The 15,912-nt window shown below is 51.9% G+C and carries 14 protein-coding genes; 8 read left to right on the forward strand and 6 right to left on the reverse strand.

From position 1 onward, the window contains the following. Nucleotides 1–34: 34 nt before the first annotated feature. A complete protein-coding gene (gspC, locus tag L4D19_RS24470; RefSeq protein ID WP_428454622.1) occupies nt 35–919 on the reverse strand; it encodes a type II secretion system protein GspC in 885 nt (294 codons plus the stop codon). A 285-nt stretch (nt 920–1,204) separates the two neighbouring features. On the opposite strand from gspC, the gene hslR reads away from it, so the two are divergent. The 4 genes from hslR (at nt 1,205) to L4D19_RS24490 (ending at nt 6,588) form a co-directional block, all read left to right on the forward strand. Further along, complete coding sequence (hslR, locus tag L4D19_RS24475; RefSeq protein ID WP_428454623.1) at nt 1,205–1,612, forward strand: ribosome-associated heat shock protein Hsp15; 408 nt, start codon at nt 1,205–1,207, stop codon at nt 1,610–1,612. Nucleotides 1,613–1,638: 26 nt separating this feature from the next. After that, entirely contained in the window at nt 1,639–2,517 is an 879-nt protein-coding gene (hslO, locus tag L4D19_RS24480; RefSeq protein WP_428454624.1) for an Hsp33 family molecular chaperone HslO, read from the forward strand. Nucleotides 2,518–2,836: 319 nt separating this feature from the next. Further along, nucleotides 2,837–4,468, forward strand: coding sequence for a phosphoenolpyruvate carboxykinase (ATP) (gene pckA, locus L4D19_RS24485; protein ID WP_428454625.1), 1,632 nt, complete (start codon nt 2,837–2,839; stop codon nt 4,466–4,468). 149 nt (nt 4,469–4,617) lie between these two features. Continuing rightward, nucleotides 4,618–6,588 carry an AsmA family protein gene (locus tag L4D19_RS24490; RefSeq protein WP_428454626.1) on the forward strand — a complete coding sequence of 657 codons (1,971 nt, stop codon included), beginning with the start codon at nt 4,618–4,620 and terminating at the stop codon, nt 6,586–6,588. On the opposite strand, the gene L4D19_RS24495 is transcribed toward L4D19_RS24490, so the two are convergent. From L4D19_RS24495 to L4D19_RS24505, 3 genes are read right to left on the reverse strand one after another with little or no spacing between them, the layout of a single operon-like run. Beyond that, a complete protein-coding gene (locus L4D19_RS24495; RefSeq protein WP_075762182.1) occupies nt 6,543–7,463 on the reverse strand; it encodes a bifunctional GNAT family N-acetyltransferase/hotdog fold thioesterase in 921 nt (306 codons plus the stop codon). The two genes, L4D19_RS24490 and L4D19_RS24495, sit on opposite strands and share 46 nt — an antisense overlap. Before the next feature lie 48 nt (nt 7,464–7,511). Beyond that, nucleotides 7,512–7,949, reverse strand: a complete 438-nt coding sequence (gene dtd, locus L4D19_RS24500) for a D-aminoacyl-tRNA deacylase (protein WP_239409774.1) — start codon at nt 7,947–7,949, stop codon at nt 7,512–7,514. Then, nucleotides 7,946–8,887, reverse strand: coding sequence for a virulence factor BrkB family protein (locus L4D19_RS24505; RefSeq protein ID WP_428454627.1), 942 nt, complete (start codon nt 8,885–8,887; stop codon nt 7,946–7,948). Before L4D19_RS24505 ends, dtd begins: the two co-directional genes overlap by 4 nt. A gap of 100 nt (nt 8,888–8,987) precedes the next feature. Between L4D19_RS24505 and L4D19_RS24510 the strand changes: the two genes are divergently transcribed. Then, nucleotides 8,988–9,629 carry a DUF2959 domain-containing protein gene (locus L4D19_RS24510; RefSeq protein WP_428454628.1) on the forward strand — a complete coding sequence of 214 codons (642 nt, stop codon included), beginning with the start codon at nt 8,988–8,990 and terminating at the stop codon, nt 9,627–9,629. On the opposite strand, the gene L4D19_RS24515 is transcribed toward L4D19_RS24510, so the two are convergent. Both L4D19_RS24515 and typA read right to left on the reverse strand, forming a co-directional pair. After that, nucleotides 9,626–10,156 carry an AAA family ATPase gene (locus tag L4D19_RS24515; RefSeq protein WP_428454629.1) on the reverse strand — a complete coding sequence of 177 codons (531 nt, stop codon included), beginning with the start codon at nt 10,154–10,156 and terminating at the stop codon, nt 9,626–9,628. The two genes, L4D19_RS24510 and L4D19_RS24515, sit on opposite strands and share 4 nt — an antisense overlap. A gap of 92 nt (nt 10,157–10,248) precedes the next feature. Further along, nucleotides 10,249–12,078: a translational GTPase TypA gene (typA, locus tag L4D19_RS24520; RefSeq protein WP_428454630.1), complete on the reverse strand. Its 1,830-nt coding sequence runs from the start codon at nt 12,076–12,078 to the stop codon at nt 10,249–10,251. A 539-nt stretch (nt 12,079–12,617) separates the two neighbouring features. Between typA and glnA the strand changes: the two genes are divergently transcribed. The 3 genes from glnA (at nt 12,618) to glnL (ending at nt 15,889) form a co-directional block, all read left to right on the forward strand. Next, the gene (gene glnA / locus L4D19_RS24525) at nt 12,618–14,027 is read left to right on the forward strand and encodes a glutamate--ammonia ligase (RefSeq protein WP_428454631.1); all 1,410 of its coding nucleotides are present in this window, start codon (nt 12,618–12,620) and stop codon (nt 14,025–14,027) included. 132 nt (nt 14,028–14,159) lie between these two features. Next, nucleotides 14,160–14,717 (forward strand): DUF4124 domain-containing protein, encoded by a 558-nt coding sequence (locus L4D19_RS24530; RefSeq protein ID WP_428454632.1) that lies wholly within the window; start codon nt 14,160–14,162, stop codon nt 14,715–14,717. A 113-nt stretch (nt 14,718–14,830) separates the two neighbouring features. Continuing rightward, nucleotides 14,831–15,889: a nitrogen regulation protein NR(II) gene (gene glnL, locus L4D19_RS24535; RefSeq protein WP_160655775.1), complete on the forward strand. Its 1,059-nt coding sequence runs from the start codon at nt 14,831–14,833 to the stop codon at nt 15,887–15,889. The last annotated feature ends 23 nt before the right edge of the window (nt 15,890–15,912 follow it).

Consider the following 15,912-nt stretch of genomic DNA (forward strand, 5'->3'; position numbering starts at 1 on the left):
TCCTGCTTTATGTCGCGTTGTTGCCTGTCAGCCACTAGCGCAACTCAATATAAATATCGTGTAACTGGCCTTCACGTTCTACTGTCAAAGTAAAATCAGTTGCCTGTGATAGCTCCGTCCAAAGCTTCGCCATAACAGCGGGATCCGTCAGATCGTTACCGTTGAGGCTCACAGCCAGATCGTTGGCCTTCAGCCCTACCGCATCGAATAGCGCCCGCTCTTTACCCGGATTGACCCGGTAACCTGCCAGCTCCCCGTCCCGCTTGACTTGCGAAAGACGAATATAGCTAAACAGGGTCTGCGGTTTTTCGAGGATCTCCTGCTTGATTCTGCCCAGCTGAGAAGAAGGGGCCGAGGATTTGGGTGCCGGTTTCACCGAAACCTGGCGTGGCTGGCTTTTGCTAAATTTTATCCCGTCAAGCATCAGGGTTTCGTCCCGGCCACTGTTTCGAATGATCACCCGATCAGCGTAAACGGCCTGCAACGTCGCCCGAGTTCCCTCGATCGCTTCGTTCAGCCCGTACGTATTTTGTTTGCCACGATTGGTAATAACCGCCAGGCTGGTTTGCGGGTTAGAGCTTGCCACTACTCCAACCAGAGTCAGATTAAGACGTGTTTGCGGCGCATCCTGTTTTACCGGCTCTTTTTTGACTACCGGCGCATTTTGCTGATAACGGCCAAACAGATTCATTCCCAATACATCAGACACCTGAAACCCCGAGCGGTTCGCTGACGAGACAGAAACAGTTTGCGCCTGCCACTGGGAGGGAGCCGTTGCTGGCTGGATAACCGACCACACCAGACGTCCCAAAATCCATGCCAGCAGCACGACCAACAGCCAGGTTAAAATCCGGGTGAGTGTCGTGACTGACATCGGGCGCTTAGTCTGAAGCGTTCCCAACCAATTTGCTGCAACCATGTTGAAATCCATTATCCTTGGGATTAATAATGCCGATGAATTATCGGTCGGCTATCAATAGAATACCCGTTAGTGAAGAAAACGGCAGTAATTTGCTCTCAAAAAGGTTCAATATACCAAAACAAATCACGGAAAAAATACATCTAGTTTCAATAGACTAGCTATTATGAGCGATTTATTCTCCATTTGCTGTTGAAAATACGATCTCATATCACCATTTAGTAGAGCTGACGCTGTTATTGCATTGTGGTATTTTTAGCGCCCGTTGTGGGTAAGGAGCACGTTATGGGACAGCAATCACCAGATTCCGGCACCCTCCAGGTACGCCTCGATAAATGGCTGTGGGCCGCCCGGTTTTACAAAACCCGCTCAATCGCCCGTAACATGATTGACGGCGGCAAAGTGCACTATAACGGCCAGCGCTCCAAGCCAAGCAAATTAGTCGAGGTCGGGGCGGAAATTCGCCTGAGACAGGGCAGCGATGAAAAAACCATCATCATAACCAAACTGTCCGACAACCGCCGGGGCGCTCCCGAAGCACAAACGCTTTACCAGGAAACCGCTGAAAGTATCAAACAGCGTGAACAGCATGCCCAAATGCGCAAGCTCAATGCCTTCGGCAGCCCGAGCCCTGACAAGCGTCCTGATAAAAAGCAGCGACGCAATATAATTAAGTTTAAGAGCAGTAACTAAATTTTACCTGCTGGAGTATATAAAAGATGACAAACGATAGTCTGTACCGTTACCTGTTTGACGGTGTATCTGTACGTGGTGAACTTGTTCAGCTGAACGAGACATATCAGCAAATCATTTCCAGCAAGGAATACCCGGCTCCGGTCCAGACACTGCTGGGTGAACTGCTTGTCGCCACCAGCCTGCTAACCGCAACGCTGAAGTTCGAAGGCTCTATTACCGTCCAGCTTCAGGGCGACGGCCCGGTGAAGCTGGCTGTGATCAACGGTGATCACGATCAGAAACTGCGTGGCGTGGCGCGCTGGGATGGTGACGTTCCGGCAACCGGCAATATTCATGATCTTATGGGCAAGGGCCATCTGGTCATTACCATCACACCGAACAAGGGTGAACGCTACCAGGGCGTTGTCGGCCTGGAAGGTGACAGCCTGGCACACTGCCTGGAAGGCTACTTCGAAAGCTCGGAGCAATTGAAAACTCGCATCTGGCTGCGTACCGGTGAGGTTGAAGGCCAGCCAAAAGCGGCTGGCATGCTGTTGCAGGTTCTTCCTGACGGCCAGGGCAGCGACGAAGACTTCAAGCACCTGGAACAATTGACCGAAACCGTGAAGAACGAAGAGCTGTTCACACTTGAGGCCCAGGACGTCCTTTACCGCCTTTACCACCAGGAAACTGTCCAGTTGTTCGAGCCGCAAGAAGTGGCGTTCCACTGCGGCTGTTCTCGCGAGCGTAGCGCCTCGGCGATCTGCTCGATTGAGCGTAGCGAAGTCGATCGCATTGTTGCCGAGGAAGGCAAGGTATCACTGCACTGTGACTACTGCGGCACCAGCTATGACTTTGACAGCATTGACGTAGCAGCACTGTTCGATAACTCACCAGAAAGCAAAAGCAATCAGGTGCATTAATTATCATCTCGCATTAACTCTGAAAGTTAGTTACAAGAGCCGGATTTATTCCGGCTTTTTTTTTAACTGAAGCACACTTTTTCCCGCTCAACTGAAATTCAATAACACGCTAACTCCCGCTTTTTTCAAGAGAAATATTAATTTTGGGAGCTAGCGCAAACGTTTCACATCACTGTAAAATACACACCTACAATTTCCCTATAACTTTTACTTAGTCGTAACTTTTCAATGGTTAATTTTTGATAAACCTCCCTGAATTACCCCTTTAGGGTTGCTAGCATGGTCAACAGTTAAACAACATCTTACCCAAGGAGCACCTATGACTGTCATGAACGTCGAAAAAAAGGTTGCAAAAAATATGGATCTATCTAAATACGGTATCAAAAATGTTACAGAAATAGTTCGTAACCCGTCTTACGAAGTTCTGTTCGAAGAGGAGACCAAACCAGAGCTGGAAGGATATGAAAGAGGTATCGTAACAGAGCTGGGCGCCGTTTCTGTTGACACAGGTATTTTCACTGGCCGCTCGCCAAAAGATAAATTCATAGTCAAAGATGACACCACCAAAGATACCCTATGGTGGGCAGACCAAGGCAAGAACGATAATAAGAGCATTGGTCTGGAAGCGTGGAACGATCTGAAAGAACTTGTCACCGGTCAGCTTTCTGGCAAACGCCTGTTTGTGATTGACGGTTTCTGTGGTGCCAACCCTGATACCCGACTATGCATCCGTGTTATCACCGAAGTTGCCTGGCAGGCACACTTCGTGAAAAACATGTTTATCCGCCCAAGCGAGGAAGAGCTGGAAAGTTTCGAGCCTGACTTCGTTGTCATGAACGGAGCGAAGTGCACAAACCAGAAATGGGAAGAGCACGAAATGAATTCTGAAAACTTTACTGTTTTCAACCTGACCGAGAAAATGCAGCTGATTGGCGGTACCTGGTACGGCGGCGAAATGAAGAAAGGTATGTTCGCCATGATGAACTACTTCCTGCCGCTGAAAGACATCGCTTCTATGCACTGCTCTGCCAACATGGGTGAAAATGGCGATGTTGCTGTCTTCTTCGGCCTGTCTGGTACCGGTAAAACAACCCTGTCTACCGATCCTAAGCGCGCCCTGATCGGTGATGACGAGCACGGCTGGGATGACAACGGCGTATTCAACTTCGAAGGCGGCTGCTACGCGAAAACTATCAACCTGTCTAAAGAAGCTGAGCCAGACATCTACAATGCGATCCGCCGTGATGCCCTGCTAGAGAACGTTACCGTTCGTGCCGATGGTGCAATCGACTTCGATGACAACTCGAAGACGGAAAATACGCGCGTTTCTTACCCGATCTACCACATTGAAAATATCGTCAAGCCGGTGTCTAAAGGCGGCCATGCCAACAAGGTGATCTTCCTGTCTGCGGATGCATTCGGGGTACTGCCTCCGGTATCCAAGCTGACTCCGGAGCAAACCAAGTACCACTTCCTGTCTGGCTTTACAGCCAAGCTGGCTGGTACTGAGCGTGGTATCACCGAGCCGACGCCAACCTTCTCGGCCTGTTTCGGTAATGCCTTCCTGACGCTGCATCCAACCAAGTATGCCGAAGTACTGGTTAAGCGTATGGAAGCCGCTGGCGCCGAAGCATACCTGGTCAACACTGGCTGGAACGGTACTGGCAAGCGTATCTCGATTCAGGATACCCGCGGTATTATCGATGCTATCCTTGACGGTTCTATCGATACGGCCGAAACCAAGCATGTGCCAATCTTCAACCTGGAAGTACCGACTGCACTGCCAGGTGTTGATCCGGCAATCCTTGACCCTCGCGATACCTACACTGATCCACTTCAGTGGGAGAGCAAGGCGAAAGATCTGGCCGAGCGCTTTATCAATAACTTCGACAAGTACACTGATAATGACGAAGGCGCAGCATTGGTTGCCGCCGGCCCGCAGCTAGACTAATCCAGGGCTAGTGCCCGACACCTCAAGCCCCTCTTTCGAGGGGCTTGTTTTTTATCTGGACTAAAGTAACCACCTGAAAATTACTGATATCTCCGACTTGCAGTACGCACATTTTTCCGTCAATCTGAGCGTAACCATAGGAGGGTTCAATGCGTCTAGTCGGGAAACTTATTGCTACCTTTATCGTCTTGTTGCTGCTTGCCCTGACGATATTGCTCACCCTGCTGCACACCCAGTACACAACGGCGATTATCCGCTACGGCATCAACACCCTCAGCCCCTATGCGTTCGACGCGCGCCACATTCACTACACCATTACCGAGCCCTGGCGCCTTACGATAGAACAACCTAATTTAAGCTTGGGACAGGAGCCTTCTTTTCACGCCGAACAGGTGGATCTGTGGCTCACCCCCACCGAGCTGCTATCTCCCGGCTGGGCGTTTGATTCAATTTTGGTCGCAGGGCTTCGCCTGTCGCCGGAAACACCGCTACCCAACTTGCCGGCAATCCGAACCAACCGTCTGGCACTCACCGATGTCGATCTCGCTACCCCTGAACTGACCCTGAAAGAAGCCCAGCTACAACTGGATCACTGGCACAGCCAGCCTCAATCATGGGGAAGCTTCAGCGGAGACATCCAACTGTCAGCTACACAGGCTCGCTGGCAACAAGTAGTGTTGAAGAATGTGCTGCTTGACGGAACACGCAGCGATCAGAACTGGAAAATGCACGGATTTTCCTTTGACTGGCATCAGGCCAGCCTTAGCGGTCAGGCTGAATATCAGTCCAAGGCAGATACCAGCTCCCTGGTACTGCACCAACTAACCGTGTCCGGTTTGCAGCTCCAGGACGGCAAGCAGATTGCCACCCTTAAGTCACAGTTTGAACAGTTAATCTCACCATCTACCACCATTGATATTCGACGGCTCGATATTCTCGACAGCAGTATTGAGCTGGCAGACTACACCATCAACAGCGGCAACCTATCGCTGCATAACTGGCATTGGCCGACCAGCCAGTGGCAACAGCACGACGCTTATCTTTCTTTGGGTGCCAGCACTGTTCGCTGGAAAAATACCGTTCTCGACGACCCGCTGGCCGAACTGACCTTTTCTCCGCAGCAAATCAACATTGAAGGCATGTCAGCCAGGCTCCTCGACGGTTATGTCCAGACTGATGGGACTATCACCCCCGACACGCTAGCCCTTAACCAGCTAACCATCAACAGCATCAGGTGGTTTCTCCCCGAGCAATGGCTTACTGAGCTAACAGCACACAGCCGCTACTTCGACAATATTAGCCTGACAAGCCTTGATATCGGCTATGCCCAGCTTACCGCTCCCCACTCTCAGCTTCCCTTCCAGCTATCAGGGATCAATGCTAGCGGTCACGATCTGGTGCTCAAGCGAAGGGGAAAGGCGGGGCTATGGCAGGGCAAGCTGCATGCCAGTGCCGGCTTTGCCAGCATCAACAGCATAACTATGGTCGAACCCTTGATAGAAATGAACAGTCAGGCAGGCCAATGGCAGCTGACAAAACTGCTGATCCCATTTCGTAACGGATTGCTCGAAGCCAAGGCGACACTGGATCTTCACCGCGATGGCCAGCCGTGGCAACTTGCACTGACTGCCGACAGCATACCTGCCAGTATCTTGCCGAAATGGCTCCGACTTCCTCTTCCGGTCAGTGGAGCTATGGACATCGGCCTGACCGCCAGTGGCCTGGCCCAGCATGCTACCGGATTGGCCTATAGTCTTGACGGGGAACTCAACGGGGAGCTGCGCCAGCTACAGCTCGACAAACAGACAACCGCCCAGCTCTGGCAACAATGGAGCCAACGTAGCATCTCGGCATCAAGCCAGCATAAGACAGAAGAACACAGCCCGCTGACTGCCTCCTCCCTGTCGGTCACTGCCGACCGGGGGCGGATCACCGTCGAACCTGTGGTTGTAAAAGGCGAGGACTTCGCCGCCACCTTGCAGGGTCACTGGGATCTGGCCCAGCCGGACAAGCAATTGATCCAACTCCAGGCGACACAGGGCTGCAAGGTGCTCAGCCGGGACTGGCGCGGCGATCAGCAACAGCTGTCGCTGTCACCCTGCGACGGCAACAGCATATAGGTACCGGTAAAGGTTGAGGCTAGCTGCTCGCCACTGTACACGTTGACTTCGACCACCACCCGGCCTTTCCGGCCACTGGCCAACCGGTCCAGATCACCACGCAGGCTCTCGACCGAGGTCACTGCACGCGGGCGCTCCTTGACCGGGGCGACATAGCGGATATGGCTATCCGCCAGCACAATATCGGCAGCCAGCTTGCGCTCTTTCAGCAACATCCAGACAAAACCCCAGCCGGACAGCGTTGCCATGGTAAAGATACTGCCGGCAAACATGCTCTCGCTGGGGTTCAGGTTGGCGTTGATCAGGGCACTGACTTCAAACCGGTAGCCGGTATACTGACTGATTTTGACGCCCATCTTTTCACTGATAGGGATCTGGTACTGCCACAGTTCCTGAAGCTCCTGACACCAGTCAGGGTGACGCACCACCTCGTTCAAAGGCTTGAGGTGCTTTAGCATCTGCTGATGCCTCACCGGCCCTCGCTCTTCGCTCAGCTCACCCTGGCTGGCAAAGTCATTGCGCAGGTAAAACGGAATGGCATCCTCACGGGCATTACAGACCAACCGCTTGGCTCCTTCCTGGCGCGCCAGCGATTCCAACGCCATCAGTACCAATGCACCCATCCCCTTGTGCCGATATTTCGGGTGCACGGCCATAAAACGGATCTGGCCATCATTGTCCGGCGTCATATACAGGCGACCAATCGCAATTGCCTCGCCGCTATCGCTGACAATCATCCGGTGGCATCCTAGCTCGTCATAGGCATCTCGCTCCGAACCAACCGGCATGTGCCATGGCTCACGCAGCATTCGCCAGCGAAAATCATAGTACTTTGCCAGTTCGTCCTCTGTTTGCGGGGTGATCAGTCGAAACATGCAATCCTTCTCCAACATTCCTTGAGCGGTTATTCGTGTGATCTACATTTATACCTGAAGCCAGAACGTCACCGGGCCATCGTTCAGCAGCGCCACCTTCATGTCGGCAGCAAAAATACCGGTTTCGGTCTTGATCTCTTTGGCCTTACAGCTTTCGACAAAATAATCGTACAGACGTTCCGCATCGGCCGGTGTCGCCCCGGCAGAAAAACTCGGACGCATACCGCTCTTGGTATCGGCCGCCAGGGTAAACTGGGATACAACCAGCACACTGCCGCCTGCCTGCTGCACATTCAGGTTCATTTTGCCGGCATCATCTTCAAAAACACGGTAACCGAGCACCTTATCACGTAAACGTTGCGCTTTTGCTTCATCGTCTCCTTTCTCTACGCCCAGCAGCACCAGCAGGCCCTTGCCTATCGTACCGGTTACCTGTCCCTCGACAGTCACACTGGCTTCACTTACACGTTGAATAAGCGCAATCATTCTTTTGACTCCTTGAGTTCACTTTTTTCTTCATTCGACAGAGAGATCGCCGGGACTTGCGGTGGCGTATCTTTCTTTGCAGTCGGCTGCCAGTGTACACGTTCTCCCAGACTGGCGGTAATTTCCGCCCCCAGCAACACGATACACCAGCACAGGTAGACCCAAACAAACAAAATAGGGATCACTGCCAGTGCCCCATAAATCACCTGATAGGACGGGAAATTGGTAATATAGAGGGCAAAGCCCTTCTTGCTCAGTTCGAACAGCATACTGGCAATCAGGGCACCGATCAGCGCGTGGTTAAACCGCACTTTGGTGTTCGGCACCAGCAGGTACAGCCCCAGAAACGCGCAGCTGGACATAATCACCGGCAGTCCGCGCAGCGCCTGCTGAAAGACCCCGCTAACGGCTTCGCTGTCAAGCAAGTTGAGCGAGCCAAGATAAGAGCTCACCGCAATACTGGTACCGACCAGGATCGGCCCCAGAGTCAAGACCATCCAATAAATAGAAAATGAAATCACCGGCCGGCGTTTTTCATGCACCCGCCAGATATAGTTGAGCGACTTGTCGATGGACGAGATCAGCATCAAGGCCACCACAAACAGTGCCGCGACCCCGACCGCCGTCATCTTGCCGGCATTGGCAACGAACTCATTGAGGTATTGCTTGACCACTTCACCGGCTGCCGGCACAAAATTTTCAATCACAAAGTTTTGCAGAACCTCGCCCAGGCCAGCAAACACCGGAAAGCTCGACAGCGCAGACAGTACCACGGTCAGCAGCGGTACCAGCGACAGCAAGGTCACATAGGCCATCGACCCTGCCGCCACCGTCAGCCGATCATGGCCAATTCGCCGGTTAAGGTATTTCAGATAGGCGATACTGAGAAACAAAGGCCGTCGCCAATTCCACTTGCCAGTTATCTTTTTGTCAGCCATATTCTGTTTTATTTATCTGTTTTTAATAGTCAAAATAGTTGGTTCAGTTGGCGCTGGCAACTCTGTGACCGCTGGCCTTCCAACTGATTAGGAGCCTGTTATGCCTTACTTGCTTGTTGCAATGCTCAGCCTTACTCTGCTGTCCGGGTGCCAGAGCGCCTATTATTCTGCCATGGAAACCGTCGGCGTCCATAAGCGCGAGATCATGGTCGACAGAGTCGAGGAGGCAACGGAAGCACAGCAGGATGCCCAACAGCAGTTTACCAGTGCCCTTGACGCTCTCAAGACCCTGAACCAGTTCGATGGCGGCGAGCTGGAAGCAGCCTACAACACTATCAACGATCAATACGAGGCCAGCTCTGATGCAGCCGAGAAAGTCAGCAGCCGAATTGCCGCTATCGAAGATGTGGCCGATGCCCTGTTTGACGAATGGCAGGATGAGCTGTCGCTCTATACCAGCAGCAACCTCAAGCGCGAGAGTGAGAAAAAACTCAACAGCACCAAAGCATCATACCGACAGATGCTGGGTGCCATGCACCGCGCCGAACAAAAGATGTCCCCGGTACTCAACACCCTGCGTGACAATACCCTGTATCTGAAACATAACCTCAATGCCGCTGCCATCGGCTCCCTGCAGGGCGAGTTCGACTCGCTTCAGCGCGATATCCAGCGCGCCATTACCGATATGCAGGCAGCCATAGCCGAATCAGAGCGGTTTATCGCTCAGCTTAAAAAAGCCTAGCCCTGTTTTAACCGGGCCTGCACCCAGCAGGCTCGATCCTCGACACTGCCCCACGGCACTTCTTCGACCCGATAGCCCAAAGCCAGGTACGTTTCAATCAATTGTTGGTGAATGTGCTCCGCCTCGGCAAAGCTGTGCGGGCGCTCCTCGTCCTGCACATAGATGTCGCAATTCGGGGCACAGAAAAAAACCGTCGGATAATAACCTACCGCGGCTTCAAGATAGCGCTCGGCCACCGGCTCACCGCCAATGGCCAGATAGGCACAAATATCGCCGACAGCACGGTCAACCATCGCCGGTATCGTCCCCTTGCCCGCCTGGCAGCGTTGCTCTGTCATCATATCCAGGCATAGCTGTGCAAACGCCGGCAGATCCGTCCAGGGCAGCACGCCTTGCTCCAGTTGCAACTGCTGCTGAATAAGCGTGCGCGAGACTTCCGGAAATACCAGATAGCCTTTCTTTCCCATAGCGTTGAGCAAGGTTGTTTTCCCCGCTCCCGGTCCACCAGTAATAATAATAGGCTGCATATCGTTATTCTTTTGATTTTATAGGGCTCAGATACAACAATCCCCCCATGGTAGCACCGATGGGGGGATTGATTAACGGAAGCAGTTAGCGATTACTTCGCAATGCGGCTTGCACGTTTACGATCGTTTTCAGTAAGTAGCTTCTTACGGATACGAATGCTTTGTGGCGTTACTTCTACCAGCTCGTCGTCATCGATGAACTCTAGCGCTTGCTCTAGCGTGTACTTGATTGCAGGAGAAAGTACCTGCGCTTCATCAGTACCAGAAGCACGAACGTTAGTTAGCTGCTTTCCTTTCAGGCAGTTAACAGTCAGATCGTTAGAACGGTTGTGAATACCGATGATCTGGCCTTCGTAAACTTCATCAGCGTGCTCTGCGAACAGACGACCACGCTCTTGCAGGTTGAACAGTGCATATGTCAGTGCTTTACCTGTTGCGTTCGAGATCAGCACACCGTTGTTACGCTGACCGATTGTACCGCCTTTGTGCGGGCCGTAATGATCAAACGTATGGTAAAGCAGACCAGAACCTGACGTCAGCGTCATAAATTCAGTCTGGAAGCCAATTAGGCCGCGAGAAGGCATCATGAAGTCCATGCGAACACGGCCTTTACCGTCTGGTGCCATATCAGTCAGCTCACCTTTACGCAAACCGATGTTTTCCATGATACCGCCCTGGTGCTCTTCCACCACGTCGATAGTCACGACTTCAAACGGTTCCATCAGCTGACCATCTTCTTCTTTGATGATAACTTCCGGACGCGATACAGCCAGCTCGAAGCCTTCACGACGCATATTTTCGATCAGGATAGACAGGTGAAGTTCACCACGACCTGAAACACGGAATTTATCCGGGTCTTCTGTTTCTTCAACACGTAGCGCTACGTTGTGAACAAGCTCTTTTTGAAGGCGCTCAAGGATGTTACGTGAAGTAACGAACTTACCTTCTTTACCCGCGAACGGAGACGTGTTCACCTGGAAAGTCATGGTTACTGTTGGTTCATCAACAGAAAGCGCAGGAAGCGCTTCAACTTCGTTGACATCACAGATAGTATCAGAGATCTTCAGCTCGCCAAGACCTGTGATGGCAATGATATCGCCAGCCTTCGCTTCTTCAACTTCATGACGCTCAAGACCCAGATAACCAAGAACCGTACCGACCTTACCGTTGCGTTTCTTACCGTCAGCACCCACAATTGTCACCTGCTGGTTTGGCTTCACCGAACCGCGAGCAATGCGCGCAACACCGATAACACCGACGTAAGAGCTGTAATCTAGCTGAGAAACCTGCATCTGCAGTGCGCCTTCAACATCGACACTTGGTGGAGCAACGTTATCAACAACAGCCTGGAACAGTGGTTCCATGTCTTCGCCGGTAACATCTTCTTCAAGGGTTGCCCAGCCATTCAGTGCAGAAGCATAAACAACGGTAAAGTCCAGCTGCTCATCTGTTGCACCAAGATTATCAAACAGGTCAAACACCTGATCCATCACCCACTCAGGACGTGCACCTGGACGGTCAATCTTGTTGATAACAACGATTGGCTTCAGGCCGTATGCGAAGGCTTTTTGCGTCACGAAACGCGTCTGCGGCATTGGACCGTCAACGGCATCAACGATAAGAAGCACTGAGTCTACCATTGACATGATACGCTCAACTTCACCACCGAAATCGGCGTGTCCCGGGGTATCTACGATATTAATGCGGTAGTCATTCCAGTTAATCGCTGTGTTCTTAGCAAGAATGGTAATGCCACGCTCTTTCTCGATATCGTTAGAATCCATTACACGCTCTTCGCTTTCGCCGCGAGATTCTAGCGTGCCAGACTGCTGAAGCAGTTTGTCAACCAGGGTAGTTTTACCGTGGTCAACGTGCGCAATAATTGCGATATTTCTTAATTTATCGATCTGTTGATTAGACATGGATTTCACATTCACTCAGAACATGCAGCGACCATCGGTTGCTACTTGGTTAAAAAAACGGCTCATAATCTAACAGATTTTACGCTAAAACCCACGAAATATGTGATTTATATCACCAGCTTTTTTAATTAAGTCCGTCAGGCCTGATTCCACAAGGGAATTAATGGCCGATGGTCGATCATGGTGTGGTATTTCTTTTCCCCTTTATCGCCATATCGTTACCACTAAAAAGTAGAATTCCACCCAATTGATAAGCGTAATTATGCAGTCTTCAGATTGACAATATACCCACATCGGCTAATAGTAGAAGGCGCACCAAGATTGTGAAATGACGCACCATCGCACTAAAATAGTGCACGCATTCACCAAAACAGTGCAAAAAATGGAATTATGAAGCCTCAGATAACGCTAAATGGGCGATTTTGGGGCTTTTAAAAGTTGGCACAGTTCTCGCAAAGATAACTTCAGCTGAACAACAAAACTGTTCATCACTTATTTTTGCGGCCAGTTGCCCAATCTAACACCGGAGGTTACTCAAGATGTCAGTAGAAAACGTACTAGCGCTGATCCAGGAAAACGAAGTTAAGTTTGTTGACCTACGCTTTACCGACACCAAAGGTAAAGAGCAGCACATCTCTATCCCAGCTCACCAGATCGATGCTGATTTCTTTGAAGAAGGCAAAATGTTCGATGGTTCTTCGGTTGCTGGCTGGAAAGGTATCAACGAATCAGACATGGTTATGATGCCAGACGCAGCAAGTGCGGTATTGGACCCGTTTACTGAAGATGCAACCCTGAACGTTCGTTGTGACATCCTAGAACCTGCAACAATGCAAGGCTACGACCGTGACCCGCGCTCAATCGCCAAGCGTGCCGAAGAGTTCATGCGTGCAACTGGCGTAGCAGACACAGTTCTGGTTGGTCCTGAGCCTGAGTTCTTCCTATTCGATGACGTGAAGTTCAATACTGACATGTCAGGATCTTTCTTTAAGATTGACGATGTGGAAGCAGCATGGAATACCGGCTCTGAATTCGAAGGCGGTAACAAAGGTCACCGTCCAGGCGTTAAAGGCGGTTACTTCCCGGTTGCACCAGTTGATTCATCACAAGATATCCGTTCAGCCATGTGTCTGATCATGGAAGAGATGGGTCTGGTTGTTGAGGCGCACCACCACGAAGTAGCGACTGCTGGTCAGAATGAAATCGCAACCCGATTCAATACCCTGACAACTAAAGCTGATGAAATTCAAATCTACAAGTATGTTGTTCATAACGTTGCTCACGCATTTGGCAAAACAGCAACCTTCATGCCTAAACCACTAGTAGGCGATAACGGTTCTGGTATGCACGTTCACATGTCTCTGGGTAAAGACGGTCAGAACCTGTTTGCGGGTGACAAGTATGGCGGCCTGTCTGAAATGGCACTGTACTACATTGGCGGTATCATCAAGCACGCACGTGCAATCAACGCCTTTGCCAACCCGGCAACAAACTCGTACAAGCGTCTGGTACCAGGCTTCGAAGCACCTGTTATGCTGGCCTACTCGGCTCGTAACCGTTCTGCTTCTATCCGTATCCCTGTGGTACCAAGCCCGAAGGCACGCCGTATCGAAGTTCGCTTCGGTGATCCGGCTGCTAACCCATACCTGGCGTTTGCAGCGATGCTGATGGCTGGTCTTGACGGTATCCAGAACAAGATCCACCCAGGCGAAGCGATGGACAAGGATCTGTATGACCTGCCGGCAGAAGAAGCAGCAGAAATCCCAACCGTTGCTGAATCACTGCAGGGCGCACTACAGAACCTGAACGAAGACCGTGACTTCCTGACTGCGGGCGGCGTGTTCTCTGATGACTTCATCGATTCTTACATCGAGCTGAAATCTCAGGACGTAGAGAAGGTTAACATGACAACTCACCCACTTGAGTTTGACCTTTACTACTCTGTATAAGTAATTCATACATTACTTAGCGATTAAGATTTAGGCCTGCTTCACAAGCAGGCCTTTTTGATCTTGCCGTCTCGCCAGCAACTGAAACACTCATAGTCACCCGATGACTATCTGCCGCCTTCTCACAAACCGATGACATACATCTCCTCTCAGCAACTGGCTACCTGCCTGCTGCTCGGAGTCACCACTGCACCATGGCTACAAGCCAGCCCGATTTATACCTGGGAGGATGACCGGGGCGTCGTACACTTTTCCGACCAGCCCAATCCGAACGCCAATATTGTTGATCTAGACGTCCTGCCTGCCATTGAACTCCAGCCAATCCCGGCAAGCCCGCCGGACGCCGACAAGCAGGAAACCCAGTCCAGCGAGCTAATCACCGTCCGCATGCTGTCACCTCACGACCAGCAGACATTGCGCGACAATCAGGGGATCATCAAGGTGGCAGCCGCCACCAGCCAGACACTGAATAAGCACCACCGAGCCCAGTTGCTGCTCGACGGCAAACACTATGGCCCGCCGCAATCCCGGCTCAACTGGCACCTGAGCAATATCGACCGCGGCAGTCATACCCTACAGGCCCAAATATCAATTAACGGCAAGGTTATTGCATTATCAGAAGTAATCACTGTTTACCTACATCGGGCTTCACGGCTCCAGCTTCAACCGCCGGCGGTAACACCCAAGTAACACTGAGCTGGCGCGATTTTAGGTTCACGATGCAGCGTAGACAGGCTACACTTGATTGCACCAAGTTGGTGCACCTCCTGTGAGCTGCACCAAAGTGAACGGGCAATACAAGGATGATAATCGTGACAGCCTCTTTTACACCTCTGATCCTGGACAATTTGGTTACCGCGATACTGCTGCTCGACGAAGGGTTGACGATCCGCTATGTCAATCCGGCTGCGGAGCAATTGCTGTCGTTCAGCAAACGTCGTCTCAACAATGCCTGCTTTCCGGAACTGCTGCAGCATTCCTCGCTCGATCTCGGCCTGATCCAGGACACCCTGCAAAGCGGACAGGGACTGGCCGACAGTGATGTCACCTTTGTCATCGACGGCAGGCACTACACCCTGGAAGTCAATGCCAGCCCGCTATCATGGCAAAAGGAGCTGCTGATCCTGCTTGAGCTCAAGCCTATCGATCAGCAACGCCGGATCAGCCAGGAACTGAGCCAGCATGCCCAGCAACAGGCTGCCAAAGAGCTGGTGCGCGGGTTGGCGCACGAGATCAAGAATCCGCTCGGCGGGTTGCGCGGCGCTGCCCAGTTGTTGGAAAAAACCCTACCGGATCCCAGCTACACCGAATATACCCAGATGATCATCGAGCAGGCCGACCGGCTGCGAAACCTGGTTGACCGGCTGCTTGGTCCGCAGCGACCGGGCTCACGCCAAGTAGATAATATTCATGTGGTACTGGAAAAAGTTCGCCAGCTGGTCGCCATCGACAGCGGCAGCAATATCCGGCTTCACCGTGACTACGATCCGAGCCTGCCGGACTTCACCATGGATCCGGAGCAGCTGGAACAAGCCATACTCAATATAGTCAGCAATGCCGCCCAGGCCCTGCAGCAGCACGGCGGCGGGAACATTACCCTGAAAACCCGGACCGCCCACCAGACCCTGATCCATGGCAAGCGCTACCGTATCGCCGCCAAGGTCGACATCATTGATGACGGACCGGGGATCCCCGGCGACATTCAGGACACCCTGTTCTACCCCATGGTGACAGGCCGGGAAGGGGGAACCGGACTGGGGCTTTCTATCGCCCAGAACCTGATTGATCAGCACCAGGGAAAAATTGAAGTTGTCAGCTGGCCTGGCCATACCAAGTTCACCATTTATCTACCGATAAAATGATGGGTAGCAGACACATCACCGAT

The organism is Photobacterium kasasachensis (assembly GCF_050336885.1).
Lineage (GTDB): Bacteria > Pseudomonadota > Gammaproteobacteria > Enterobacterales > Vibrionaceae > Photobacterium > Photobacterium kasasachensis.

Coding starts and splice junctions, on each gene's coding strand:
- glnL (WP_160655775.1), top strand. CDS start 14,831: ATGATAATCGTGACAGCCTCTTTTACACCTCTGATCCTGGACAATTTG.
- hslO (WP_428454624.1), top strand. CDS start 1,639: ATGACAAACGATAGTCTGTACCGTTACCTGTTTGACGGTGTATCTGTA.
- typA (WP_428454630.1), bottom strand. CDS start 12,078: ATGTCTAATCAACAGATCGATAAATTAAGAAATATCGCAATTATTGCG.
- L4D19_RS24510 (WP_428454628.1), top strand. CDS start 8,988: ATGCCTTACTTGCTTGTTGCAATGCTCAGCCTTACTCTGCTGTCCGGG.
- L4D19_RS24495 (WP_075762182.1), bottom strand. CDS start 7,463: ATGTTTCGACTGATCACCCCGCAAACAGAGGACGAACTGGCAAAGTAC.
- glnA (WP_428454631.1), top strand. CDS start 12,618: ATGTCAGTAGAAAACGTACTAGCGCTGATCCAGGAAAACGAAGTTAAG.
- gspC (WP_428454622.1), bottom strand. CDS start 919: ATGGTTGCAGCAAATTGGTTGGGAACGCTTCAGACTAAGCGCCCGATG.
- L4D19_RS24505 (WP_428454627.1), bottom strand. CDS start 8,887: ATGGCTGACAAAAAGATAACTGGCAAGTGGAATTGGCGACGGCCTTTG.
- hslR (WP_428454623.1), top strand. CDS start 1,205: ATGGGACAGCAATCACCAGATTCCGGCACCCTCCAGGTACGCCTCGAT.
- dtd (WP_239409774.1), bottom strand. CDS start 7,949: ATGATTGCGCTTATTCAACGTGTAAGTGAAGCCAGTGTGACTGTCGAG.
- L4D19_RS24515 (WP_428454629.1), bottom strand. CDS start 10,156: ATGCAGCCTATTATTATTACTGGTGGACCGGGAGCGGGGAAAACAACC.
- pckA (WP_428454625.1), top strand. CDS start 2,837: ATGACTGTCATGAACGTCGAAAAAAAGGTTGCAAAAAATATGGATCTA.
- L4D19_RS24490 (WP_428454626.1), top strand. CDS start 4,618: ATGCGTCTAGTCGGGAAACTTATTGCTACCTTTATCGTCTTGTTGCTG.
- L4D19_RS24530 (WP_428454632.1), top strand. CDS start 14,160: ATGACATACATCTCCTCTCAGCAACTGGCTACCTGCCTGCTGCTCGGA.